Origin of the sequence: Nonomuraea sp. AD125B, assembly GCF_041402765.1 — a bacterium.
Lineage (GTDB): Bacteria > Actinomycetota > Actinomycetes > Streptosporangiales > Streptosporangiaceae > Nonomuraea > Nonomuraea bangladeshensis.
This window is the reverse complement of record NZ_JBGLOU010000009.1, coordinates 215,311-238,746: the sequence shown is the minus strand read 5'-3', so window position 1 is coordinate 238,746 and position 23,436 is coordinate 215,311. Positions and strand designations below refer to the sequence as shown.

25 protein-coding genes and 1 riboswitch are annotated in these 23,436 nt (G+C 72.9%); of the genes, 11 read left to right on the top strand and 14 right to left on the bottom strand.

Annotated features, from left to right (window positions below; all coding sequences use genetic code 11):
* Positions 1-37 precede the first annotated feature (37 nt).
* The 4 genes from ACBR40_RS24755 to ACBR40_RS24740 all read right to left on the bottom strand — a co-directional run bounded on the left by ACBR40_RS24755 (position 38) and on the right by ACBR40_RS24740 (position 4,424).
* Positions 38-2,119 carry a PASTA domain-containing protein gene (locus ACBR40_RS24755; protein WP_371250282.1) on the bottom strand — a complete coding sequence of 694 codons (2,082 nt, stop codon included), beginning with the start codon at positions 2,117-2,119 and terminating at the stop codon, positions 38-40.
* A 124-nt stretch (positions 2,120-2,243) separates the two neighbouring features.
* A complete protein-coding gene (locus tag ACBR40_RS24750) occupies positions 2,244-2,999 on the bottom strand; it encodes a thiazole synthase (RefSeq protein ID WP_344214743.1) in 756 nt (251 codons plus the stop codon).
* On the bottom strand, positions 2,992-3,192 hold the full coding sequence (gene thiS, locus ACBR40_RS24745; protein ID WP_364445575.1) for a sulfur carrier protein ThiS: 201 nt from the start codon (positions 3,190-3,192) through the stop codon (positions 2,992-2,994). The genes ACBR40_RS24750 and thiS overlap by 8 nt, the downstream gene beginning before the upstream one ends.
* Positions 3,189-4,424, bottom strand: coding sequence for an FAD-dependent oxidoreductase (locus ACBR40_RS24740; protein ID WP_344214747.1), 1,236 nt, complete (start codon positions 4,422-4,424; stop codon positions 3,189-3,191). The genes thiS and ACBR40_RS24740 overlap by 4 nt, the downstream gene beginning before the upstream one ends.
* Positions 4,412-4,528, bottom strand: a riboswitch (TPP riboswitch). It overlaps the preceding gene by 13 nt.
* Positions 4,529-4,609: 81 nt before the next feature.
* Between ACBR40_RS24740 and ACBR40_RS24735 the strand changes: the two genes are divergently transcribed.
* From ACBR40_RS24735 to thiE, 3 genes are read left to right on the top strand one after another with little or no spacing between them, the layout of a single operon-like run.
* On the top strand, positions 4,610-5,773 hold the full coding sequence (locus ACBR40_RS24735) for an NAD(P)/FAD-dependent oxidoreductase (protein WP_371250281.1): 1,164 nt from the start codon (positions 4,610-4,612) through the stop codon (positions 5,771-5,773).
* Positions 5,774-5,803: 30 nt separating this feature from the next.
* Positions 5,804-6,181: an Rv2175c family DNA-binding protein gene (locus ACBR40_RS24730; RefSeq protein ID WP_344214751.1), complete on the top strand. Its 378-nt coding sequence runs from the start codon at positions 5,804-5,806 to the stop codon at positions 6,179-6,181.
* Positions 6,159-6,800, top strand: a complete 642-nt coding sequence (gene thiE, locus ACBR40_RS24725; protein WP_364445570.1) for a thiamine phosphate synthase — start codon at positions 6,159-6,161, stop codon at positions 6,798-6,800. The genes ACBR40_RS24730 and thiE overlap by 23 nt, the downstream gene beginning before the upstream one ends.
* A 175-nt stretch (positions 6,801-6,975) precedes the next feature.
* Here the strand turns inward: thiE and ACBR40_RS24720 are convergent, their stop codons facing one another.
* Positions 6,976-8,043: a polyprenyl synthetase family protein gene (locus ACBR40_RS24720; protein WP_371250280.1), complete on the bottom strand. Its 1,068-nt coding sequence runs from the start codon at positions 8,041-8,043 to the stop codon at positions 6,976-6,978.
* 106 nt (positions 8,044-8,149) lie between these two features.
* Here ACBR40_RS24720 and metF point away from each other — a divergent pair, with 106 nt between their 5' ends.
* Positions 8,150-9,070: a methylenetetrahydrofolate reductase [NAD(P)H] gene (metF, locus tag ACBR40_RS24715; RefSeq protein ID WP_344214757.1), complete on the top strand. Its 921-nt coding sequence runs from the start codon at positions 8,150-8,152 to the stop codon at positions 9,068-9,070.
* Between the two features lie 184 nt (positions 9,071-9,254).
* Here the strand turns inward: metF and ACBR40_RS24710 are convergent, their stop codons facing one another.
* Both ACBR40_RS24710 and ACBR40_RS24705 read right to left on the bottom strand, forming a co-directional pair.
* A complete protein-coding gene (locus ACBR40_RS24710) occupies positions 9,255-9,830 on the bottom strand; it encodes a GNAT family N-acetyltransferase (protein WP_344214759.1) in 576 nt (191 codons plus the stop codon).
* Positions 9,831-9,839: 9 nt separating this feature from the next.
* A complete protein-coding gene (locus ACBR40_RS24705) occupies positions 9,840-10,316 on the bottom strand; it encodes a YbaK/EbsC family protein (protein WP_344214761.1) in 477 nt (158 codons plus the stop codon).
* 97 nt (positions 10,317-10,413) lie between these two features.
* On the opposite strand from ACBR40_RS24705, the gene ACBR40_RS24700 reads away from it, so the two are divergent.
* A complete protein-coding gene (locus ACBR40_RS24700; RefSeq protein WP_371250279.1) occupies positions 10,414-11,232 on the top strand; it encodes a L,D-transpeptidase family protein in 819 nt (272 codons plus the stop codon).
* Between the two features lie 7 nt (positions 11,233-11,239).
* Here the strand turns inward: ACBR40_RS24700 and ACBR40_RS24695 are convergent, their stop codons facing one another.
* Positions 11,240-11,788, bottom strand: coding sequence for a hypothetical protein (locus ACBR40_RS24695; protein WP_371250278.1), 549 nt, complete (start codon positions 11,786-11,788; stop codon positions 11,240-11,242).
* A 23-nt stretch (positions 11,789-11,811) separates the two neighbouring features.
* Positions 11,812-12,465, bottom strand: coding sequence for a helix-turn-helix domain-containing protein (locus tag ACBR40_RS24690; RefSeq protein ID WP_344214767.1), 654 nt, complete (start codon positions 12,463-12,465; stop codon positions 11,812-11,814).
* Between the two features lie 96 nt (positions 12,466-12,561).
* On the opposite strand from ACBR40_RS24690, the gene ACBR40_RS24685 reads away from it, so the two are divergent.
* From ACBR40_RS24685 to ACBR40_RS24675, 3 genes are all read left to right on the top strand, one after another.
* Entirely contained in the window at positions 12,562-13,752 is a 1,191-nt protein-coding gene (locus ACBR40_RS24685) for a cytochrome P450 (RefSeq protein ID WP_344214769.1), read from the top strand.
* Between the two features lie 11 nt (positions 13,753-13,763).
* Positions 13,764-13,955, top strand: a complete 192-nt coding sequence (locus ACBR40_RS24680) for a ferredoxin (protein ID WP_344214771.1) — start codon at positions 13,764-13,766, stop codon at positions 13,953-13,955.
* 433 nt (positions 13,956-14,388) lie between these two features.
* Positions 14,389-14,835, top strand: a complete 447-nt coding sequence (locus tag ACBR40_RS24675) for an SAV_6107 family HEPN domain-containing protein (RefSeq protein WP_344214773.1) — start codon at positions 14,389-14,391, stop codon at positions 14,833-14,835.
* Positions 14,836-15,396: 561 nt separating this feature from the next.
* Here ACBR40_RS24675 and ACBR40_RS24670 read toward each other — a convergent pair.
* The 5 genes from ACBR40_RS24670 to ACBR40_RS24650 all read right to left on the bottom strand — a co-directional run bounded on the left by ACBR40_RS24670 (position 15,397) and on the right by ACBR40_RS24650 (position 20,489).
* Positions 15,397-15,756, bottom strand: coding sequence for a hypothetical protein (locus ACBR40_RS24670; RefSeq protein WP_344214775.1), 360 nt, complete (start codon positions 15,754-15,756; stop codon positions 15,397-15,399).
* A 291-nt stretch (positions 15,757-16,047) separates the two neighbouring features.
* The gene (locus ACBR40_RS24665) at positions 16,048-16,542 is read right to left on the bottom strand and encodes a transcriptional regulator (RefSeq protein ID WP_026214021.1); all 495 of its coding nucleotides are present in this window, start codon (positions 16,540-16,542) and stop codon (positions 16,048-16,050) included.
* Between the two features lie 301 nt (positions 16,543-16,843).
* On the bottom strand, positions 16,844-17,710 hold the full coding sequence (locus ACBR40_RS24660) for a universal stress protein (protein WP_371250277.1): 867 nt from the start codon (positions 17,708-17,710) through the stop codon (positions 16,844-16,846).
* On the bottom strand, positions 17,707-19,131 hold the full coding sequence (locus ACBR40_RS24655; RefSeq protein ID WP_371250276.1) for an amino acid permease: 1,425 nt from the start codon (positions 19,129-19,131) through the stop codon (positions 17,707-17,709). Before ACBR40_RS24655 ends, ACBR40_RS24660 begins: the two co-directional genes overlap by 4 nt.
* A 113-nt stretch (positions 19,132-19,244) precedes the next feature.
* Complete coding sequence (locus ACBR40_RS24650) at positions 19,245-20,489, bottom strand: arginine deiminase (protein WP_371250275.1); 1,245 nt, start codon at positions 20,487-20,489, stop codon at positions 19,245-19,247.
* A 159-nt stretch (positions 20,490-20,648) separates the two neighbouring features.
* On the opposite strand from ACBR40_RS24650, the gene pyrR reads away from it, so the two are divergent.
* The 3 genes from pyrR to ACBR40_RS24635 are packed head-to-tail and all read left to right on the top strand — an operon-like array spanning position 20,649 to position 23,433.
* Entirely contained in the window at positions 20,649-21,233 is a 585-nt protein-coding gene (gene pyrR, locus ACBR40_RS24645; RefSeq protein WP_344215055.1) for a bifunctional pyr operon transcriptional regulator/uracil phosphoribosyltransferase PyrR, read from the top strand.
* Complete coding sequence (locus tag ACBR40_RS24640) at positions 21,230-22,147, top strand: aspartate carbamoyltransferase catalytic subunit (protein WP_344214783.1); 918 nt, start codon at positions 21,230-21,232, stop codon at positions 22,145-22,147. The genes pyrR and ACBR40_RS24640 overlap by 4 nt, the downstream gene beginning before the upstream one ends.
* Complete coding sequence (locus ACBR40_RS24635; RefSeq protein ID WP_371250274.1) at positions 22,144-23,433, top strand: dihydroorotase; 1,290 nt, start codon at positions 22,144-22,146, stop codon at positions 23,431-23,433. The genes ACBR40_RS24640 and ACBR40_RS24635 overlap by 4 nt, the downstream gene beginning before the upstream one ends.
* Positions 23,434-23,436: the final 3 nt, after the last annotated feature.

Genomic DNA, 23,436 nt, shown 5'->3' with positions numbered 1-23,436 from the left:
CGGCGTCCGGGGGTCAGTCCGGGGGTCAGGCCGGGGGTCACTGCCAGAGGTGGACGGTGGCTCCGGCCGGGCGCTCGCTGTTGGGGAGCGGGCGCTGGAACTGCACCACGCCGCGGTTGCCGAGCCGGTGGACCTGCACCTTGAAGCCCTGCGCCTCCAGGTCGCGGCGGGCGTCGTTGACGTTCTTGCCGATCACCTGGGGGACGATGGCGAGCTGCTGGTCGTCGCGGGCCTGGGTGTCGCCCTGGCCGAACCACTGCCAGAAGTCGGTCTGGCAGCGCGCCACCGTGACCATGACCTGCGCGCCCCCGTCGACCTCGGACTTGGCCTTCGGCACCTGGGCGATGACGGTGCACGGCTCGGCGTCGTCGTCCACCTCCTGGACCTGCACCTGGAAGCCCTGCTGGCCGAGGTAGGCGGCGGCCTCGTCCTTCGGCATGCCGCCGACGTCGGGCATCAGCAGGCCGGCGCTGACGAAGATGTCGACCCGCGCGCCCTCCTTGACCTTCTCGCCCACCTGCGGCGAGGAGCGGATCACCTTGTCGCGCTCGACCTCCGTGTTGGGCAGGCGCTTCACCGAGCCCGGGGTGAGCCCTTCCTTGGCGAGCGCGGCGCGGGCGTCGTTGCCGGTCATGCCGGTGACGTTGGGCACGACCACGCGCTTGGGGCCGAGCGAGGGCGTCAGCGTGATCGTGCTGCCCTGCTCGACCTCGGTGCCGGCGACCGGCTCGGTGGCCAGCACCAGGCCCTCGGCGGTCTTCTCCGAGTACTGGCCGGGAGCCTTCTGGACCTTGAAGCCGCCGTTGACCGCGCTCTGCTCGGCCAGCAGCATGTTCCTGCCGACCAGGCTGGGCACCTTGACGTAGTCGGGCTGGGCGAAGAACCACCCGGTCAGCGCGATGGCGGCGACCATGACGACGGCCAGCGCCACCAGGAACCAGTTGGGCCGGAACCCGCGCCGCCGCGCCGGCTCGGGCACCTCGACGCGCGGCTGGATGAGCGTGTGCGCGGGGGCGTCCTGCGGCATCGACGGGGCCGCGTGCACGGCGGTGCGGTCGTTGGGCTGGGACGGCGGCTGCGGGCGGAACTGCGCCCCGGACCCGGCCATCGGGCCGGACAGCGCTCCAGGAACCGCACCCGACATCGCCCCCGACACCGCGCCCGACACCGCCCCCGAGCCCGTCATCGCGCCCGAGCCGGGGAACGGCACCGGCCCGGAGCCCGGCCCCGGCCCGTACGGCTGCCCCTGCGGCGTCGGCGGGAGCGTGGTGCGCGGCAGCATGCGGTGCGCGTCGACCGCCGCCACCAGCAGGGCCGTGGCGTCCTTCGGCCGGTCGTGCGGCTCGCGCGCGGTCGCCTGCGCCACCAGCGTGTCGATCAGCGGCGGCACGTCGGGCACCAGCGCGGAAGGCGGCGGTACCGTGTCGTGGACGTGCCGGTAGGCGATCGACATCGGCGTCTCGCCGTCGTAGGGCTGCTGCCCGGTCACCAGCTCGAACAGCATGATGCCGGCCGCGTAGACGTCGCTGCGCACGTCGGCCGCGCCGGTGAGCACCTGCTCGGGCGCCATGTAGCCGATGGTGCCGATCATCACGCCGGTGCGCGTCTGGTTGGTCGCCTCGATGGCCTTGGCCAGGCCGAAGTCCACGACCTTGACCCGCCCGTCGTCGGTCATCAGGACGTTCTCGGGCTTCACGTCGCGGTGCACCATGCCGGCCTGGTGGGCCGCGCCCAGGGCGGCCAGCACCGGGATCAGGATCTCCAGCGCCTCGCGGGCGGGCAGCCGGCCGCGCTCGCGCAGGACGTCGCGGAGCGTGCGGCCCGGCACGTACTCCATCGACAGGTAGACGACGTCGTTGTCGGTGCCCTGGTCGAAGACGTGCACGACGTTGGGATGGGAGAGACTGGCCACCGACTTCGCCTCGCCGATGAACCTCCTGACGAACGCCGGGTCCTCGGCGAGCGAGCGGTGCATGACCTTCAGCGCGACGGTCCGGTCCAGCCGGACGTCGAGCGCCAGGTAGACGGTCGCCATACCGCCCCGGGCGATCCGGCTCTCGATGCGATAGCGTCCATCGAGGAGCCGCCCGACCAGAGGGTCCGCAGTCGTCGTATCCACCCCGCTGAGTTTACGGGCGTTTTGGCACCGGCAGGGCCCGGCCGCCCGAAACCGATGCCGAGCCGTGCCCCCTGCGACGCGCCGGAGCCCCGCGAGCCCCGGCGCGCCCCTCCTGTCTCCCGCGTCAGGGCGTCATGGGGGAGGACGCCTCGGCGTAGCGGCGGCGCGGGATGCGCCCCGCCTGCCGCGCCAGCCGCCCGGCCGTCACCGCCGCCTTCATGGCCGCCGCCATCAGGTCGGGGCGCTGGGCCCGGGTGACCGCCGTCGCCAGCAGCACCGCGTCGCAGCCGAGCTCCATCGCCAGCGCGGCGTCGCTGGCCGTGCCGATCCCCGCGTCGAGGATCACCGGCACCGACGCGGCCTCCACGATCAGCTCGATGTTGTGCGGGTTGCGGATGCCGAGGCCCGACCCGATCGGCGCGCCCAGGGGCATCACCGCCGCGCAGCCCGCCTGCTCCAGCCGCCGGGCCAGCGCCGGGTCGTCGCCGATGTACGGGAGCACCACGAACCCGTCGGCCACCAGTCGCTCGGCGGCGTCGAAGGTCTCGATGGGGTCGGGCAGCAGCGTCCGCTCGTCGGCGATGACCTCCAGCTTGACCCAGTTCGTGCCGAGCGCCTCCCTGGCCAGCCGGGCCGTCAGCACGGCGTCGCCCGCCGTGAAGCAGCCGGCCGTGTTGGGCAGCACCTTGATGTCGCGCTCGCGCAGCACGTCGAGCACCGAGCCGCGGGCGCGCGGGTCGAGCCGCCGCATGGCGACCGTGGTCAGCTCGGTGCCGGAGGCCGCCAGCGCCTGGTCCAGCACCTCCAGCGAGGGGGCGCCGCCGGTGCCCATGATGAGCCGGGAGGAGAACTTCTCCCCGGCGATGATCAGATCATCCACCCTGCACCGCCGTCAGCACCTCCACGCGGTCGCGCTCGCGCAGCGCCGTGGTCTCCCAGGCGCCGCGCGTGACCACCTCGTCGTTCAACGCCACGGCGACCCCGGTGGTCGCCGCGGTCAGGGCCCGTACGGCCTGCGCCACGGTCGTCCCGTCGGCGACCTCGTGCGTGGCCCCGTTGATCTGCACCATCATGCGATCTCTCCAAATCTCGCCGGCGAGCACAACGCCGCCAGCCCGCCCTCCTCGCCGCCCGCCTCCCCGGCCACCAGGGCCGCCGTCAGAGGCGCGAGCAGCACGCCGCCCCGGTGGTGTCCGGTGGCGAGCACCAGCCCGTCGCCGGCCGGCCCGACGATCGGCACGTTGTCCGGCGTGCCGGGGCGCAGGCCCGCCACCACGTCGGCCAGCTCCAGCTCGGTCACGCCGGGCACCAGCTCCCTGGCGTCGCGCAGCAGCTCGTACAGGCCGCCGGCGGTCACCCGGGTGTCGAAGCCCAGCTCCTCCTGGGTCGCGCCGACCACCAGCTCGCCGTCGCCCCGGGGGACGAGGTAGACGGGGGAGCCGTGCACGGAGCCGCGTACGCACCGGGTCAGCAGCGGCTGCGGCGAGCGCAGGCGCAGGATCTGCCCCTTGACCGGCCGCACCGGCACCCCGGCCAGCGCCGCGCTCCAGGCCCCGGCCGCCAGCACCACCGTCGTGGCGGGCAACTCGGCACCCCCCTCCAGCCGCACACCCGTCACCCGCCCCTCCGGCGCGTCCCCGTGCCGCGGCCCGGCCCCCCGCCCCTCCGGCGCGTCCCCGTGCCGCGGCCCGGCCCCCCGGCCCTCCGTCGCGTCCTCGCGCCGCCCGGCGACCCGGGCCGCCGGCCCGTCCTCGCGCAGCAGCGCGGTGACGCGGGCGCGGACGAGCGGCACCTCCCGCCGTTCCAGCGCGGCCAGCAGCGCCGCCGTCACCCGGCGCGGGTCCACCCAGGCGTCGCCGGCGGCCAGCAGGCCGCCGCGCACCGACGGCGCCAGCATCGGCTCCAGGCGGCGGCACTCGCGCCCGGTCAGCCGCTCCACCGGGAGCCCCAGCTTTTCCGTGAACGCGGCCAGCTCGTCCAGCGCCGCGAGGTCGTCGGCCCCGAACGCCACGTCGAGCGTGCCCTCCGCGCGCAGGTCCACCCCGCGCGCCCCCTCGGGCAGCCCCGCGTCGGCGGCCAGCTCAGCGGCGAAGGCCGGCCAGCGGCGCAGCGACGCCAGGCCCAGCCGCAACAGCGGCTCCTCGGTGTAGGTCACCTCGCTGACCGGCGCCAGCATGCCCGCCGCCGCGTGCGAGGCCCCGCCCGCGGGATCGGGATCGACCACGGTGACCGGCCGCCCCGCCCGCGCCAGCCGCCACGCGACCGACAGCCCGACGACCCCGCCGCCGACGATGACCTCCACCATGCGCTCCCTTCGCCGGCATGATCCGGATCAGGTGTCTTGCGGTCGAAGGCCCTGTGCAGCCTTCCTCTCAGCCCGGTCACGGCCGGACTCCCGCGCGTCTTACGCCCCCAGCCTACGACCTCGCCGGCGGCGCCAGGCACGCCCCCCTTCGCCGCCGGGCCCCGTACCCGTCTATGGTCTTGGTCGTGGACCATGTCGTGGTGGTGGGAGCGGGCCTGGCCGGCGTACGCACGGTCGAGGCGCTGCGCGGGCGCGGATTCGGCGGCAGGATCACCCTCGTCGGGCGGGAACGCCACCGCCCCTACGACCGTCCGCCCCTGACCAAGAGCGTGCTGCTCGGCGAGACCGACACCACGTTCGTCGACACCGACCTCGCCGCGCTGCGCGTCGCCTTCCGTCCCGGCGTGTCCGCGACCGCGCTGCGGCCGGGCGCCGTCGAGACCACCGAAGGCGAGCTGCGCTACGACGGCCTGGTCATCGCCACCGGCGCCGACCCGGTCCGGCTGCCCGGCGACGGCCCGCAGCACGTCCTGCGCACCCTCGACGACGCGCACGAGCTGCGCGCCGCGCTCGTGCCCGGCGCCCGCGTCGTGGTCGCCGGCGCGGGCTGGGTGGGGGCCGAGGTGGCCACGGCCGCCCGCCGGGCCGGCTGCGCGGTCACCGTGGTCGAGGCCGGTCCCGCGCCGCTCGCCACCGCCGTCGGCCCGGAGATCGGCGCCCGCACCGAACGCTGGTACGACGGCATCGACCTGCGGCTCGGCGCCATGGTCCACTCCGTCGAGGAGGGCGGCGTCGAGCTGGTCGGCGGCGAGTTCCTGGACGCGCACGTGGTCGTCGCCGGCATCGGCGTGCGCCCGGCCGTCCAGTGGCTTGCCGACGCCGACCTCGACCTGCACAACGGCGTCGTCGTGGACGAGCACCTGCGCGCCTCGCTGCCCGGCACGGTCGCGGTGGGCGACTGCGCCGCCTGGTGGTCGCGCCGCTTCCAGGACCGGCTGCGGGTCGAGCACTGGGACACCGCGCTCAACGCCCCCGAGGTCGCCGCCGCGAGCCTGCTCGGCGAGGACGCCGTCTACGACCCGGTGCCGTACTTCTGGTCGGAGCAGTTCGGGCACATGGTCCAGTACGCCGGTCATCACCCCGCGGGCGAGCGCCTGCTCTACCGCGGCGGCCCCGAGGGCAAGTGGTCCGCCGTCTGGCTGAGGGGCGACGACACCCTCGCCGCGGTGTTCGCCGTCGACCGGCCGCGCGACCTCGTCCAGGGCCGCCGCATCATCGGCGCGGGCTCCCGGCTGGACGCGGAACGCCTGGTAGATCCAGACGTCCCCCTACGGGATTGTGTTGTTTGAGCAAGCACGGCATGTGGTAGTTGTGGTTCCGTGACGCTTTCTGTTGCACAGATCGACCGGGAGACCGACCAGCTCGTCAGCGAGTGGCTCACGCTCCCCGAAGTGGCCCAGCGCCTGGAACTCCCGATCGGGCGGGCCAAGCAACTCCTCAAGGATCACAAGCTCCTCGGCGTACGCCGGGAGGGCAGCGGGTCCCCGCAGGTGCCCGCGGTGTTCCTCGACGGGAAGGACGTGATGAAGGGCCTGCCCGGCACCCTGACCGTGCTGCAGGACGCCGGCTACGACGACGCCGAGTCCCTGCGCTGGCTCTTCACCCCCGACGACTCGCTGCCAGGCTCGCCCATCGAGGCGATCAAGGCCGGCCGTCACACAGAGGTCAAGCGGCGTGCCCAGGCCCTCGCTTTCTGACGCCCGCCTCTATCTCTGCACCGACGGCCGCCGCGACCGCGGCGACCTCGCGCAGTTCCTCGACACGGTGCTGGCAGGCGGCGTGGACATCGTCCAGCTGCGGGAGAAGGGCCTGGAGGCCCGCGAAGAGCTCGCCCTCCTCGAGGTCTTCCGCGACGCCTGCGACCGGCACGGCAAGCTGCTGGCCGTCAACGACCGGGCCGACATCGCCCACGCCGCCCGTCCCGACGTGCTCCACCTGGGGCAGGACGACCTTCCCACGACGGTCGCGCGAGAGATACTCGGCGACGACATCGTCATCGGACGGTCCACCCACTCCGCCGCCGAGGCCTCCGCCGCGGCCGTGGAGGAGGGCGTCGACTACTTCTGCTGCGGGCCGATCTGGCCCACGCCGACCAAGCCCGGCCGCCCGGCCCCCGGCCCGTCGCTGCTGCGGCACGCGGCGTCGCTGGGCGAGGCGCGGCCGTGGTTCGGCATCGGCGGCATCGACCTCGGCAACCTCGACGAGGTCCTGTCGTACGGCGTGCGCCGGGTCGTCGTCGTGCGCGCCATCACCGAGGCCGACGATCCCGGCGCGGCGGCGGCGGAGTTCGCCAAGCGCCTGGCCGCGGCGGCCTGACCCACCCACCCGACCCTCGCGCCGCCCCGCCCTCCGGCGGGGCGGCGCTCGCATGTCCGGCGCGGCTGCTCAGGTGGCGGCGATCGCCGGCTCCTTCGGCTGTCCGGTGCGGCCGGTCGAGTGGTGCGGGAGGTGGCGGCGGTCGCCGGCTCCTTCGGCTGTCCGGTGCGGCCGGTCAGGTGGTGCGGGACGTGGCGGCGATGGCGAGCTCCTTCAGCGCCGTGCGCGCCTCCTCGGTCACCGGGGCCCGGTCGAGCGCGGCCAGCGCCTCGCCGAGGTAGTCGCCGATGAGGCCCTCGCACGCGCTCAGCGCGCCGGTGCCCTCGATGACGCCGCGCAGCGTGGCGACGCCGTCCTCGTCGAGGCCGGGGTCGCCGAGCAGGCGGCGCACGGTCGCGGCCTCGACGGGGGAGGCGGCGGAGAGCGTGCGCGCCACGAGCATGGTGCGCTTGCCCTCGCGCAGGTCGTCGCCCGCGGGCTTGCCGGTCTGCGCCGGGTCGCCGAAGACGCCGAGGATGTCGTCGCGGAGCTGGAAGGCGATGCCGACCCGCCGCCCGTAGCCGGTGCACAGCTCGTCCATCCAGGGCGCGAGCTCGCGGGCGGCCAGCGCGAGGCCGAGGCGCAGCGGCTGCTCGACGGAGTACTTGCCGCTCTTGTAGAGCGCCACCCGCAGCGCCGAGTCGAAGGTGTTCTCGCCGTGGGCCTGCTCCAGCAGGTCGAGGTACTGGCCGCACATCAGCTCGGTGCGCATGTGGTCGTGCACGGGCTGGGCCGCCTCCAGCGACTCGCGGGGCAGCCCGCTGGTGCGCCACATCTCGCCCGACCAGATCAGCAGCAGGTTGCCCAGCAGGATCGCGGCGCCCTCGCCGAACTGGGCGGCCGAGCCGTGCCAGCTCTCCTTCTCGTGCAGCGCCTCGAAACGGCGGTGCGCCGCCGGCATGCCCCTGCGCAGGTCGCTCTTGTCCATCACGTCGTCGTGCACGAGCGCGCTGGCCTGCAGCAGCTCAAGGGAGGCGGCGGCGGTGAAGATGCCGGGGCCGTCCGCGCCGCCCGCGCCGCGCCACCCCCAGTAGCAGAACGCGGGCCGCAGCCGCTTGCCGCCGGCCAGCAGGTCCTCGGCGGCCGTGCGGAGCGGCTGGAAGTCGGGGTCACCGGAGGCGGGCAGCTGGCGTTCGACGAAGGCGCCCAGGGCACGCTCAACCCGCGTGCGCAGGACGTCCATGCTCGCGGCGTCACTGGTCATGACTCCGAGACTAGTGGCCGGTTCGAGCGGTTCCGATCGGGGCGCGCGCGAGCGGCGCCGATCCGCGGCCACGGCGGGCCGCGCCGCTGCCTGTAACCTGTGGGGCATGGCGCTTGGTCGACCCTCCGTCCTGCCGGGACGTGTCCCCACCGTCCGCGACATGCTCGCCTCCGGCAAACGCACGTTCTCGTTCGAGTTCTTCCCGCCGAAGACCGACGAGGGCGAGCGGCAGCTGTGGAAGGCGATCAGGGAGCTGGAGTCTCTGCGGCCGACGTTCGTGTCGGTGACCTACGGCGCCGGCGGCTCCACCCGTGACCGCACCGTCGACATCGTCGAGCGCATCGCGCACGACACCACGCTGACCCCCGTGGCCCACTTCACCGCGGTCAACCACTCCGTACGCGAGCTGCGCCACCTGGTGGGGCGCTTCGCCGACGCCGGGGTGCGCAACATCCTGGCCGTGCGCGGCGACCCGCCCGGCGACCCCACGGGCGAGTGGGTGCGGCATCCCGAGGGCGTGCTCTACGCCGAGGAGCTCGTACGCCTGGTCCGCCAGGCGGGCGACTTCTGCGTGGGCGTGGCGGCGTTCCCGTACAAACATCCGCGCTCGGAGTCCATCGAGTCCGACACCGACTACTTCGTACGCAAGTGCCGGGCCGGGGCCGACTACGCCATCACCCAGATGTTCTTCCAGGCCGACGACTACCTGCGGCTGCGCGACAGGGTGGCGGCCCAGGGCTGCGACACGCCGATCATCCCGTGCATCATGCCGGTCACCCAGATGAGCACGATCGCGCGTTCCGAGCAGTTGTCGGGTGCGCCGTTCCCGGCGGACGTGGCGGCGCGCTTCGAGGCGGTCAAGGACGATCCCGCGGCGGTGCGGCGGCTCGGCATCGACCACGGCGCCGAGCTGTGCCAGCGGCTGCTGGACGAGGGCGCGCCTGGCATCCACTTCATCACCTTCAACCGCTCCAGCGCCTCCCGCGAGGTGTTCCAGCGCCTGGAGCCGGCCTCGCTGCCCGCCTGAGAGGCCCGCCTGAGAGGCCCGCCTGAGAGGCCCGCGTAAAGGCCCGCCCATGAGCGGGTGCGGGCCGTCATCCGCCCGCAGGGGGACCGGGCGGATGACGGCAGGATAACCGGATCGGTCGGTAAAGGGTCGGTCACTTTCCGTGATGACTCATGCCCGAGGTCATCACGCGGTAAACCACGATTCAGGGGAGAGGGAGCGGGCGGCCCGCGATGGCGTACTCCTCGTAGCCGCCGGGGAAGACGAACCCGGACAGCAGGTCGACGAAGCCGAGGCTCGCGTAGAGGTGGCGGGCGGCGGTCGGCTGGTCGTGGGTGGACAGCACGGCCGAGCGTTCGGGGCGGCCCGCGCAGATCGTCCTGATCATCGCGCGGCCGATGCCCTTGCCCTGGTAGTCGGGGTGCACGTGGATCTCGGCCAGCTCGAAGGCGTGGCCCAGCCAGGCGTGGGCCGCCTCGGGCCCGGTCCGCTCGGTGAGCGCCCGCAGCACGACGTCGTGCCACCACTGCCCGGGCGCGCCGCGGAAACCGTAGGCGAAGCCGACGACGTACGGCTTCTCCCGGTGACCCGGCGAAAGGGATGAATCGCGCAATTCTGCGAAATAAGCCTGGAAATAGGGATATGACGCGTGGTTGCGCATGATGGTCTTGCGGCCGGCGATCTGGTCCGCGGGCGGGCGCATCGCGGCCGTGTAAATGCCGATCACCGTGTCCAGCCGCTCGGTGAACTCGGCCGGTCCCGCCCCGCGAAACTCGATCACCGTCGCACCCTACTCGACGTCCACCGCGACGCCTCCGGTGATCCGCACCAGCTCCTCGAACGTGGTCGGGAACACCGTCAGCGGATGCCCGCCCGCCGCCCACACCACCTCGTGCTTGCCCAGCCAGTTGTCCACCAGCGTGCGCACCGGCGCGGGATGCCCGACCGGGGCCACGCCGCCGATGGGCTGACCGGTCGCCGCCCGGACGAACTCGGGGGTGGCCCGCCGTACCTGCGCCGCGCCCGCCGTACGGGCGATGAGGGCGGTGTCGACGCGGTGCGCGCCGCTCGTCAGCACCAGCAGCGGCTCGCCGTCGGCGTCGAAGATCAGGCTGTTGGCGATGGCGCCGACCTCGCAGCCGAGCTGCGCCGCCGCGGTGGCCGCCGTGGGCGCCTTCTCCGGCAGCACGATGACCTCGCCGTCCGCGCCCAGCTCGCGCAGGGCGGCCTGCACGACGACGGCGTTTGGTGGCAACTTCTCAGACATGGGGACACTCTAAACAGGTTGACGGCTTCATTACCCGTTCATGGTGACTGGTGTAGGGTCCTGTGATCCGTTGTCCACGGCATGAGAGGTGGTACGGGTGGGAGTTTCGCGACTGCCCGGAATGGCGGCTCTGCTGACGGCCGGAGCCTTGGCGCTCTCGGGATGCGGCACGGCGGCGCTCAACCCGCCCGCGCGGAGCCTCTCCACTCCCGCGACGGCTGTCGCGCCCGCGGGGGCGCAGGCCGGTCCCACGACCACCGCTCCCGCGGCCGCCCCGCGCAAGACGCTGAAGCTGGGCGCCAAGGGCAAGGCCGTCACCTGGGTGCAGCGGCGGCTCACGGAGCTGGGCTACCGTCCCGGCAAGGCCGACGGCAGCTACGGCGGCACCACGCTGGCCGCCGTGTGGGCGTTCCAGAAGGTCAACGGGATCAAGCCGACCAGCACGATCGCCAAGCGCACCTGGGACGCGCTGGAGAGCCCCAGGGCCCCCAAGGTCCTGGTGCCGCGCGGCCGGGCGACCCGCGCCGAGGTCGACCTGAGCAAGCAGATCATGGTGCTGTACGTCGGCGGCAGGCCCGAGCTGATCACGCACATCTCCTCCGGCAGCGGCGTGCCGTACTGCGAGACCGCCGTGTGGCAGGGCAAGGAGCAGCGCTTCTGCGGCTCGGCCACCACCCCCACCGGCGACTACCGCACCACCTGGCGCGCGAGCGGCTGGCACCGGTCCTACCTCGGCGAGCTGTACAACCCGATCTTCTTCAACGGCGGCATCGCCTTCCACGGCGCGCTCTCGGTGCCGCTCGCCCCGGCCTCGCACGGCTGCGTCCGCCTGCCGATGAACGTGGCCGAGGCGCTGCCCGGCCTGCTGGGCAAGGGCGTTCCGGTGCACGTGCGAGGCCGCTTCAGAGGGCTGTGAGCGGGCCTCACGACGCGGGACGGGGCTCCTCCTCCCGCAACGGCGTCCGCGGGGCTTCGGCGGGCCTGTGGCGGGCCGTCAGCGCCAGCCCTGCGGCCTGCGCGAGCCCTGCAGCGGGCAGCAGGAAGGCCGTGGCCGGCTGCCAGGCGGGCAGGCCGGCCACGAAGTCCGCCGCCTGGTAGAGGCCGCCCAGGAGCCGCGGCGGGTTGACGAACGCCACCACGCAGCCCAGCGCGTACGGCACGATCAAGAAGCCCGACAGCACGAGCAGGAACGTCCGCCCCCGCCCGCCGCGCCCCAGCAGCGGCCCGATGACCAGGTAGGCCAACGCGGCCACCCCCACGACCAGGGCGGTCAGCGCCACCACGCGCCAGGCGTCCACGCCGAGCGAGGTCAGGCCGTCGGCGCCGATCCGGCCGCCCTCCCACCGGGGGCCGCGCGCCTGCGCTTCAGCGGCCTGATGGACGGCCGTCCGCCCGGCCAGCGCGTACGCCGCCACCAGCACCGGCCCCAACACCAGCAGCGCCACGCCGATCCGCCGCCCCCGGCCGCCCATGCGCCTCCCTTGCTCGCCCGGTCTCAGCTTGCCATCCCCGGCGGCTCGACCGGGATCCGGCCGGCGGCCCGGGCCTCGATGGAGCGCAGCCCTTCCAGCGCCAGCTCGGCCGCGCGCATGCCGGTCGTCTGGAGGTCCTTCAGCGACCGTTCGTGCCCGACGTGGGCCATCACGGCCAGCTTGACCGCCCCGAACAGCGCGCCCACGGCGGCGGCCGCCTCGACCTCGTCCAGCTCGTCCGGGCACGCCTGGCGCAGGGCCGCGGCCAGCTTGAGCTGGCTGTCGTACATGAGCAGCAGCGCCCGCGCTCGCAGGGCGGGCTCGTCCATGATGAGCCGCATCCGCAGCTCGGCCTCCTCGAACGTCGGCGCCTCGTCCTCCAGCGTCCACCCGAACCCGGCCTCGACGAGCCGCAGCAGCAGCGCCGCGGCCGTCTCGCCGGGGCGGCGGCCGGCCAGCAGCTCCAGCGCGCGCTCCATGCGCTCCTCGCCGTCGTGGAAGACCAGGTCGTCCTTGCCGCTGAAGTAGCTGAAGAACGTGCGGGTGGAGACCTCCGCCGCGGCGGCGATCTCCGCGAGCGTCGTGTCGGCGTAGCCCTTGCGCGCGAACAACCGGAGCGCCGCGTCGATCAGCGCCCGGCGCGTGCGCTGCTTCTTGCGCTCCCGAAGTCCCGCCATGTCCGAACTTTACTGCATGCGAAGTTCTCTTTCATTCATTGCAATTTTGCAATGGCTGAGGTTTTCTGGGAGTACGTTTCGGAGAGGAGCCGAGGCATGTCCGATCTGACCCTTCCCATGGCCCGGCGGCGCCCGCTGGACCCACCCGACGAGCTCGGCGAGCTACGGCGGCAGGCACCCCTGCACCGCCTGACCTTCGCCGACGGCCATCTGGGCTGGCTCGTCACGGGCTACGCCGCCGCCCGCGCGGTGCTGGCCGACCCGCGCTTCTCCAACCGGCCGGAGGGGATGCACCCGCCGCTCCCCGGCAGGATGGAGCTGGCCAAGCGGCAGGACTTCCAGGTGCCGCCGGGCATGTTCCTGCGTACCGACCCGCCCGAGCACACGCGCTTCCGCCGGCTGCTGACCGGGCAGTTCACCGTACGCAGGATGAAGGCGCTGGAGCCGCGCATCGCCGAGATCACCGAGGAGCACCTGGACGCCATGGAGGCCGCCGGGCCGCCCGCCGACCTGGTGGAGTCGTTCGCGCTGCCCATCCCCTCGCTGGTGATCTGCGAGCTGCTCGGCGTCCCGTACGAGGACCGCGCCCGCTTCCAGGAGGACGCCAGGGTGCTGTTCAACCTGGAGACCAAGGTCGAGGACGCGCTGGCCGCCGTGGGCAGCACCATGGGCTACCTGCACGACCTCATCGGGCGCAAGCGCGACAAGCCGGACGACGACCTGCTGAGCGGGCTCATCGAGGGCGGCGAGCTGACCGACGAGGAGCTCACCGGGGTCGGGTTCCTGCTGCTCGTCGCGGGACACGAGACCACCGCCAACATGCTCGGGCTCGGGACGTACGCGCTGCTCACCAACCCCGCGCAGCTCGCCGCGCTCCGCGACGACCCCTCCATCGCCGAGACCGCCGTCGAGGAGCTGCTGCGCTACCTCACGATCGTCCACCTGGGACCGCTCAGGAGGGCCCTCGAGGACGTCGAGATCGAGGGCGTCCTCATCAGGGCGGGGGAGACGGTCGCGCTCAGCCTGGCCGCCGCCAACCGCGACCCGGAGCGCTTCCCCGGCGGCGACACCCTCGACGTCACCCGGCCCGCGACGGGCCATCTCAGCTTCGGCCACGGCATCCACCAGTGCCTCGGACAGCAGCTCGCGCGTACGGAGATGCGCATCGCCTACCCTGCGCTGCTGCGCCGCCTGCCTGGCCTACGCTTGGCCGTAACGCCGGAGGAGGTGCCGATGCGCTCGGACATGAGCATCTATGGAGTGCACCGCCTCCCTGTCACCTGGTAGAGGTCATCACCATGGAAATCAAGGCAGACACGACCGTGTGCATCGGTGCCGGCATGTGCGCGCTGACGGCTCCGGAGTTGTTCGACCAGAGCGAGGACGAGGGCACGGTGCTGGTCCTGCGGCGCGAGGTGCCGGCTGACAAGGAGGACGCCGTACGGCGGGCCGTCAACCTGTGCCCCTCGGGCGCCATCTCCGCCACCTGACCGCCGCCCTCCTCCCGCCGGGAGGGGCCGCGAGCAGTGGCCGCCGCCGTCGCGACACGCCGTCGCGTCGGCGGCTTTCCTGCTTTCCAGCTGCTTTCCTTCAAGGTCATCGAACCTGTGTTCGTGGAACCGGTTGACATCGGAGGGTGATCGAAATTATGTTCGACCTAGTGACGGTGAGGCTCGCGGCTCAACGTCACGAGGACCTGGTCGCGGGCTGATCGCTTCCCCAAGCGCGACCCGCGGCCAGGCTCCACGGGCGAAGGTCACGTCCTCGTCGTCGGCGGAGACGAACGGGCGTGTCCTGGCCGGACGGGGAGAGGGGAAGCTCCTCGTCCGGCCGGCCCGGCGGAAATGTCGGTGGCGTCTGAGAGTGTTGACATCACCGGTGGAGATGCCGGCAGCCGCCCACGATTTCGAGGAGGCGCGCAAGATGGCACCAAGGCCGAGAGACACGCCCGGGCCCCGGCTGTCGCCCGCGGTCCGGGCACACCTGGCCGACGCACGTTCCAGCCTGGCGGAGGCGAGCGCCGCTCGCACCCCGGCGACCCGATACGTGGCCGCGCACCTGGCGGCCCTGAGAGCGGCCGCGGCGATGCTCGCCGCCCGCCCCCGTCCCGGCGAGACTCGCAGGCGCAAGCTGCGCAGCGCGTGGGACCTGCTGCCCGAGGCGGAGCCGCACCTGACCGAGTGGGCCGCCTACTTCTCGGTGACCGCCGCCAAGCGGGCCGCCGCGGAGGCGGGCATGACCAGCCGGATCAGCGCGGCCGACGCCGACGAGATCCTGGCCGAGGCCGACACGTTCGTGTCCACCGTCGAAGATCTGCTGGGGGTTCCCGTCCAGCCCCAACTACCACTGAACGTCCCCCTCGCCGGCTGACTACCTGACTCCGCCGCCGACGGCGACGAGGGGACACCTGGGACGACCTGACCGCCGACCCGTCGGGGCGATCTGACCATCGGCCCGTCAGTGCGCTTGGCCGCCGACCCGACCGTTGGCCTGTCCGCTGGCCCAACCGCCGGCCTGTCTGCCGGCCCATAAGAATGATTTGACCGTCGGCCTAGCAGCGTGGCCCGACCACCGGCTCGACCGTCGGCCGTCAGGGGGCCTGCCGTCGGTCTGTCGGCGCGGCCTGGCCACCGGTCCGGCTGCTGGCCCGTCGGCGCGGCCTGACCACCGGCGCGACGTTGGCCCCGATCGCCGGTCGTCAGCGCGGCCTGCGTGCGCGACTTGTGCGCGCGGCTCGATCGCCGACCTGTCAGTGGCTCGGCGGCTGCTTTCTGTGTGCCCAGGACGCCCGCCCCGCCTTCGCTTTCGCGTACGGCGCTCGCGAGCCGACCGGTGTCCGAGGCCGGGATGGGGGCTGAAATGGTGAGCGCTTCCGGCCGAGGCCGGTCGGAATCGGGCCCTGGCGGGAAGCGCTCGGCTACGTCACTCCTGTCAGTCGGCGCAGATCGCGAAGACGCTGATGCCGACGTCGTTGTAGCCGATCTGGCGGCCGATGCCGATCCAACCGCGGCCGTCGTCGGTGGGGAACGAGCCGACCAGGATCGCTCCGTTGCCGCGGGCCTCGGCGCCGCCGCCGAGAACCCTCTTGCTGCCGGGGCAGTACAGCGTGCGGCGCTGGAAGTTGGGGACGTTGGCGTTGGGTAGCGTGACGAGCTGGTAGCCCGCGGGCAGCGCCGACGCGCGGGTCGCGGTGGCGGAGGCGGTCGAGGTGCTGGCCACGGCCACGGTGGTCACGCACGCGCCCGCCGCGAGGAGGGCGAGGGGGAGGGTCAGGAGCTTCTTGGACTGCATTCGTTCTCCTTCTTGCGAACCCCGGTGGACGCGATCCGGGCAGCACGAGACACGCCGGCGTATCCGGTGCTTTGCGGAGTGCGGTCACGAGGGCTAGAGGGCCTGACACGAAGAGTATCCATGTGATTACGCTCCGCGTCCAGAAGTCTTTACCCAGGGGCCGGAGAAGGGCGGAAAAGCGAAGGAGCCCGCCGGGCGTGGCGGGCTCCTTGAAAAAGGGTCAAACGGCCGGGCGGTCGGCCCGTACGGGTCCGGGGGCCGGCCCCGATGGGGCGGGACGACCGCGCGGGGTCAGAAGGACTCGACGGCCCTGCGGGCCTCCGCGTCGAGGACGCCCCAGCTGATGAGCTCCTCGGTCAGCTCGCTCGGCGACTTGTCATAGATCACGGCGAGGGAGCGCAGGTCCTCCTGGCGGATGGACAGCACTTTGCCGTTGTAGTCGCCACGCTGGCTCTGGATGGTGGCGGCGTAGCGCGCCAGCGCCCCGGCCTTCTCCTTCGGCAGCGTCGCCAGCCGCTCCAGGTCGATCACAAGCTTGGGTGTCGGCCCCAGCGGGCTGGGCGCGGCCCCACCCGGCAGCAGCTCCGAGACGGGCACCCCGTAGAAGTCGGCAAGCTCGGCAAGCTTCTGCACCGTGACCGCGCGGTCGCCACGCTCGTACGAGCCCACGACCACGGCTTTCCACCTGCCACGCGACTTCTCCTCGACTCCATGCAGGGACAGGCCCTGCTGGGTGCGGATGGCGCGAAGTCGTGCACCCAGCGACTTTGCGTACTCAGACGGCATCGTGTGGCCCCCCGGCTCTCGTATGTATCGCTCTCAGTAGATTGTGCTCCCTTGCGGCATATGCCCCAGCCACCGGGGGGTCTGGTGCCAGGCTCGGCACCATCGGTAGCCATGGCTCTGGGTTTACCCCAGAAGGCCGCGAGGTGTGGTTACGCACAGTGACGGTAAAGGGGTGGACGCCGAAGGTCAAGCTGATTGGAAAAAAGATGCCGAATCCGGTCCGGTATGGATCGCCGCAAACGCCCCTCATGTCCCAGAGGTAACACTACTTTGTCACAGAATGCCCATGCGTGCGCCCATGTCAGGGCTGCCGCGTGAGAATCATGACAGGGCGGGTCGAGGCCCGTACGATCTTCAGCGAGGTGTCCCCGAGGAACACCCGCCGAAGTGGCCCGGTGTCACTCGAAGCGCATATGATCATCTCGCCGGGCAGCCACGAGGCCGCGCCGAGCGCCTGCGCGACCGTCCGCCCCTCCAGCACCTCGACCTCCACGCGCAGCCGCCGGGCCTGGCCGCGGGCCGCCGCGCGCAGGTCGGCCGCGGCCTGCTCGCGCAGCCGCGCCAGCATGTCCTCCTCGGCCCTGACCCGGCGGGCGGGACCGACGACCAGCGTCACCAGCCGCAGCGGCAGGCCCAGCGCCACCGCCGTGCGGGCGGCGTCCTTGACCGCCGCGTCGCAGCCGGGGCCGCGCCGGTAGGCGAGGGTGAGCCGGTCGAAGGCGGGCGGCGGCTCGTCGCCGTACCCGCGCGGGGCGAGCAGGACGGGCACGGACGAGGCGTGCAGGAGCTGGTCGGCGGTGCTGCCGACGGAGATGCGCCCCCTGGCGCCGCCGGGGGCCGAGCCGATCACCACGACGTCGGCCGAGCGCCTGCGGGCCAGCTCCACCAGCCCGCGCCCGCTGTGCCGGCCGGCGTGGACGACGTACCCGGCCTCGTCGCCCGCCAGCTCGCGGGCCTCGGCGAGCGCGGCGTCGGCCTGCTCGGCCAGGTACGCCCGCCAGGCGCTGTCCTCCGCCCGCGCCGGGCCCGGGGGCGACCAGACGGGCGGGCGGACGTACGCCACCGTCAGGCGGGCGCCGGCCCGCCGCCGCAGCAGCAGCGCCAGCGCCAGCCCGTCCCGGCCGCGCGGCCCCGGCACGTACCCCGCGAGCAGTTCGCCCAGTCTCATGGCTCCACCTCGGTGTTCAGCCGAGACCGGCGGAAGCCGTACAGGAAGTAGCAGGCCAGCCCGGCCGCCATCCACAGCCCGAACGCCGCCCAGGTCACCCCGGCCAGCCCCGCCATCACCAGCACGCACATGACGGCCCCCAACACCGGCGTGAGCGGGAAGAACGGGACGCGAAAGCCGCGCGGCAGGTCGGGCCGGCGCCGCCGCAGCACCACCACGCCCACGTTGACCAGCGCGAAGGCGAACAGCGTGCCGATGCTGGTGGCCTCGGCGAGCTGCCCCAGAGGCACCAGTCCGGCCAGCACCGACACGAACCCGGCCACGATGAGGGTGTTGGCGACCGGCACCTGCCGCCGCGGATCCACCCGCTGGAACACGCGCGGGACGAGCCCGTCGCGCGACATCGCGAACAGGATGCGGGTCTGCCCGTAGAGAACGGTCAGCACGACGCTGGCGATGGCCACGACCGCGCCGAACGAGATGATCAGCCCCGGCCAGGTCGCCCCGACGGCGAGGTCCGCGATGGCCGACAGGCTCGCCTCCGAGCTGTTGCGGCCGAACTCCGTCCACGGCCTGGCGCCCACGGAGGCCACCGCCACCAGCACGTACACGGCGGTCACGACGGCCAGCGACAGGATGATGGCCAGCGGCAGGTCGCGCCGCGGGTTGCGCGCCTCCTCACCGGCCGTGGAGGCCGCGTCGAAGCCGATGTAGGAGAAGAACACCTGCGAGGCCGCCGCGGTCACCCCCGCCACCCCCAGTGGCGCGAACGGCGTCATGTTGCCCGCCTGGAAGGCCGTGAACGCCACCGCGCAGAAGAACAGCAGCACCGCCACCTTGATCAGCACGAAGACGACGTTGGCCCGCGCGCTCTCCGACGCCCCGTGCAGCAGCAGCCAGGTCGCCAGCGCCACGATGAGGATCGCGGGCAGGTTGACCACGCCGCCGTCCTGGCCGGGGGAGCGGGTGATCGCCGCCGGCAGCTCGAAACCGGCCAGCGAGCGCAGGAACGCGTTGAGGTAGTCGCCCCACCCGACGGCCACGGCCGCCACGGACACGGCGTACTCCAGCATCAGGCACCAGCCGCACACCCAGGCCACCAGCTCGCCCATCGTCGCGTACGCGTACGAGTACGACGACCCGGACACCGGGATCGTCCCGGCCAGCTCCGCGTACGACAGGGCCGACAGCAGCGCCGTGAACGCCGCCAGCACGAACGACAGCACCACGGCCGGGCCCGCCTTGGGCACCGCCTGCCCGAGGATGACGAAGATGCCGGTGCCGAGCGTCGCGCCCACGCTGAACAGCGTGAGCTGCCACAGCGACATCGTCCGCCGCAGCTCGCCGCCCTCGCCGTGGCCGCCCTCGGCCACGATCCGCTCGGTGGGCTTGGTGCGGAAGAGCCGCCCGACCGGCGTCATCCGCCCCACCCCCTGCCCCCGCGAAAGCACTGCCGGCCTGCGGCGTCGTCCGCGCCGGCGTGACCGGATCGTGCCCGAGGACCGGCCGAGTATGCGCAGCTTCCGGCCGGTCCCTAGATGCCGTCGCGTTCGAGCGGGCAGCTCATGCAGCGGGGCCCGCCGCGGCCCCGCCCCAGCTCGCTGCCCCTGATGGTGATCACCTCGATGCCGTGGTCGCGCAGGTAGGCGTTCGTCGTGGTGTTGCGCTCGTAGGCGACGACCACGCCGGGCTCCAGCGCCAGGCCGTTGCAGCCGTCGTCCCACTGCTCGCGGGCCGCCGCCCGCACGTCCTGCGCCGCGCTCAGCACCGTGATCTCCGGCAGGTCCAGCGCGTGGGCGATGGCCTTGTGCATGTCCTCGGGCGGGTGGTCGGTGAACCTGAGCTCCTTGGCGGTGCGGCCGGGCTCGATCGTGTACGCCGGCAGCATCCCGAGGCCCGCGTACTGGGTGAACACCCCCTCGTCGAGCATCGTCATCACCGTGTCGAGATGCATGAACGCCCGCGCCTTCGGCAGGTCCACGGCCACGATCCGGTGCGCCGCCCCGGCGCGGAACAGCCGCCGCGCCAGCATCTCCACCGCCTGCGGCCGGGTGCGCTCGCTCATCCCGACCAGGACCGCGCCGCGGCCGAGCACCAGCACGTCGCCGCCCTCCATGGTGGCGGGCGCGGCCGCGTGCCCCGGCGTCCAGCAGTGGAAGCCGCCCTGCTCGGGACGGTCGAAGCCGGCGGCGAACATCGGGTGGAACATGTAGACGGCCTCCATGTTGACCGTCTCGCGCATGCGGGCCTTCCTGCGCATCGCGTTGATGGCCACGCCGTCGTACACCCAGCAGGACGGGTCGCGGGTGAACAGGTGGTTCGGCAGCGGCGGCAGGATGAAGTCGTGCTCGCCCATGGCGTGGAAGGTCACCGACTGCGGCGCGCACCCCAGCTCGGCCAGCTCGCCCTTGGTGATGCCGCCGGTCAGGTAGAGCTGGAGCGTGGCGGAGTCCATGCCGTCCAGGGTGTTGCGGATGTCGTCGATGGCCACCGGCCCGAGCCAGCGCTCGTCCACGACGGCGTCGAGGATGTGCTTGCGGGCCTCCGGGATCTCGACCGTCTCCCGCAGCAGGTCGTCGAGCATGTGGATGACCACGCCCCGCGAGCGCAGCACCTGCTGGAACTCCTCGTGCTCCTCGATGGCGCGCTGCACCCACAGCACGTCGTCGAACAGGAACGCGTCCTTGTTGGCGGGGGTGAGCCGTTTGAGTGCGAGGTCGGGTCTGTGCAGGAGGACCTGCCGGAGCCGCCCGACCTCAGAATCGACGTGAAAGGTCATCCTTGCGGTATCCCCGTGCGGTGGCGGATCTCACGCCGCGCCACGCACGGCGCACCACGGGGCGCTCACGTCGTACCTGGTCGCCCCTGGTACTGTGTGTCACGGCCAACACCCTTTAATGACCCGTCCCGTGAGGCGGGAAAGGCGGTGAGTTTCGTCATGTCCGACCCCCGGCCCGAGCCGCGGGCCGATGCGCGGGCGGTCCTTGAGGCCCCCGATGTCCACCGGGCGCTGACCCGCATCGCGCACGAGATCCTCGAACGCACCAAGGGCGGCGACGGCGTCGTCCTTCTCGGCATCCCCACCCGCGGCGCCACCCTGGCCCGCCGCCTCGGCGACCGCATCGAGCAGTTCGAGGGCGTCAAGATCCCCGTCGGCTCCGTCGACGTCACCATGTACCGCGACGACCTGCGGCTCCGGCCCGCCCGTCCGCTCGGCCGCACCGAGCTGCCGCCCGACGGCGTCGACGGCAAGATCGTCGTCCTGGTCGACGACGTCCTCTACTCCGGCCGCACCGTCCGGGCCGCGCTCGACGCGCTCAACGACCTCGGCCGCCCCACCGCCGTCCAGCTCGCCACGCTGGTCGACCGCGGCCACCGCGAGCTGCCCATCCGCGCCGACTACGTCGGCAAGAACCTCCCCACGGCCAAGAGCGAGAAGGTCAGGGTCTACCTGCAGGAGACCGACGGGCGCGACGCGGTGCTGCTGATGAAGGGCCTGCCGGCGAAGGAGGGATCCAGGTGAACCGCCACCTCATCTCCGCGGGCGACCTGTCCAAGGACGACGCCCTGCTCATCCTCGACACCGCCGAGGAGCTGGCGAGGGTCTCGGAACGTTCCATCAAGAAGCTGCCGACGCTGCGCGGCCGCACGGTGGTCAACCTGTTCTTCGAGGACTCCACCCGCACCCGCATCTCGTTCGAGGCGGCGGCCAAGCGGCTGTCCGCCGACGTCATCAACTTCTCGGCCAAGGGGTCGAGCGTGTCCAAGGGCGAGTCGCTCAAGGACACCGCGCTCACCCTGGAGGCCATGGGCGCCGACGCGGTCGTCATCCGCCACGGCTCCTCCGGCGCGCCGCACCGCCTGGCCACCTGGGTGCACGGCAGCGTCGTCAACGCCGGCGACGGCACCCACGAGCACCCCACGCAGGCGCTGCTCGACGCCTTCTCGATGCGCCGCCGCCTCGGCGGCCTCGAGGGCCGCAGGATCACGGTCGTGGGCGACATCCTGCACAGCCGGGTCGCCCGCTCCAACGTGCTGCTGCTGCACACGCTCGGCGCCGAGGTCACCCTGGTCGCGCCGCCCACGCTGCTGCCGGTCTCGGTCGGCGACTGGCCGTGCGAGGTCTCCTACGACCTCGACGCCGTGCTGCCCAAGTCCGACGTGGTCATGATGCTGCGGGTGCAGAAGGAGCGGATGAACGCCGCCTACTTCCCGAGCGAGCGCGAATACTCCCGCCGCTACGGGCTCGACCGCGACCGCTTCGCCAAGATGCCGGACGAGGCCATCGTCATGCACCCCGGCCCGATGAACCGGGGCATGGAGATCGCCGCCGAGGTGGCCGACTCGGCCCGGTCCACCATCGTGGAGCAGGTCGCCAACGGCGTCACCATCCGGATGGCCGTCCTTTACCTGCTCCTCGGGGGAGAGACCGCATGATCGTCGTCAAGAACGTCAGGATCCTCGGCGGCGAGCCCGCCGACATCAGGATCGACCAGGGCGTCATCGCCGAGATCGGCCAGGGGCTGAGCGGCGGCGAGGAGATCGACGGCGGGGGCGCCGTCGCGCTGCCCGGCCTGGTCGACCTGCACACCCACCTGCGCGAGCCCGGCCGCGAGGACGCCGAGACCGTGCAGACCGGCACCCGCTCGGCCGCCCGCGGCGGCTACACCGCCGTGCACGCCATGGCCAACACCTCGCCCGTCGCCGACACCGCCGGCGTGGTCGAGCAGGTGTGGCGGCTCGGCCGCGAGTTCGGCCACTGCGACGTGCACCCGGTCGGGGCCGTCACCGTCGGCCTGGAGGGCCGCCAGCTCGCCGAGCTCGGCGCGATGGCCGACTCTGCGGCCCGGGTGCGGGTCTTCTCCGACGACGGCCGCTGCGTGGACGACGCGGTCCTCATGCGCCGCGCCCTGGAGTACGTCAAGGCGTTCGACGGCGTCGTCGCCCAGCACGCCCAGGAGCCGCGCCTGACCCAGGGCGCCCAGATGAACGAGGGCGTCGTCTCCGGCCGGCTCGGCCTGAACGGCTGGCCCGCGGTCGCCGAGGAGGCGATCATCGCCCGCGACTGCCTGCTGGCCGCCCACGTCGGCTCCCGCCTGCACGTCTGCCACGTCTCCACGGCCGGCTCGGTCGAGATCATCCGCTGGGCCAAGTCCAAGGGCTGGGACGTCACCGCCGAGGTGACCCCCCACCACCTGCTGCTCACCGACGACCTCGTCGAGGACTCCCCGGTGGGCGCCTACAACCCCATCTACAAGGTCAACCCGCCGCTGCGCACCCGCGCCGACGTCGAGGCGCTGCGCGCCGCGCTGGCCGACGGCACGATCGACATCGTCGCCACCGACCACGCGCCCCACCCGGTCGAGGACAAGGAGACCGAGTGGTCGGCGGCGGCCATGGGCATGGTCGGCCTGGAGACGGCGCTCAGCGTCGTCCAGGAGGCCATGGTGGAGACCGGGCTGCTCGACTGGGCGGGCGTCGCCCAGCGCATGAGCGCCGTGCCGGCGCGCATCGGGCGGCTGTCCGGGCAGGGGCAGCCGCTGGAGGAAGGCGCTCCGGCCAACATCACGCTGTACGACCCGTCCGCGCGGACCGAGGTGGATCCCTCCGCCTTCGCGTCCAAGAGCAGGAACACCCCCTACGAGGGCATGACGCTGCCCGGCAGGGTGGTGGCCACGTTCCTGCGGGGCAGGCCGACCGTACTCGAAGGGAAGCTGGTTTGAACA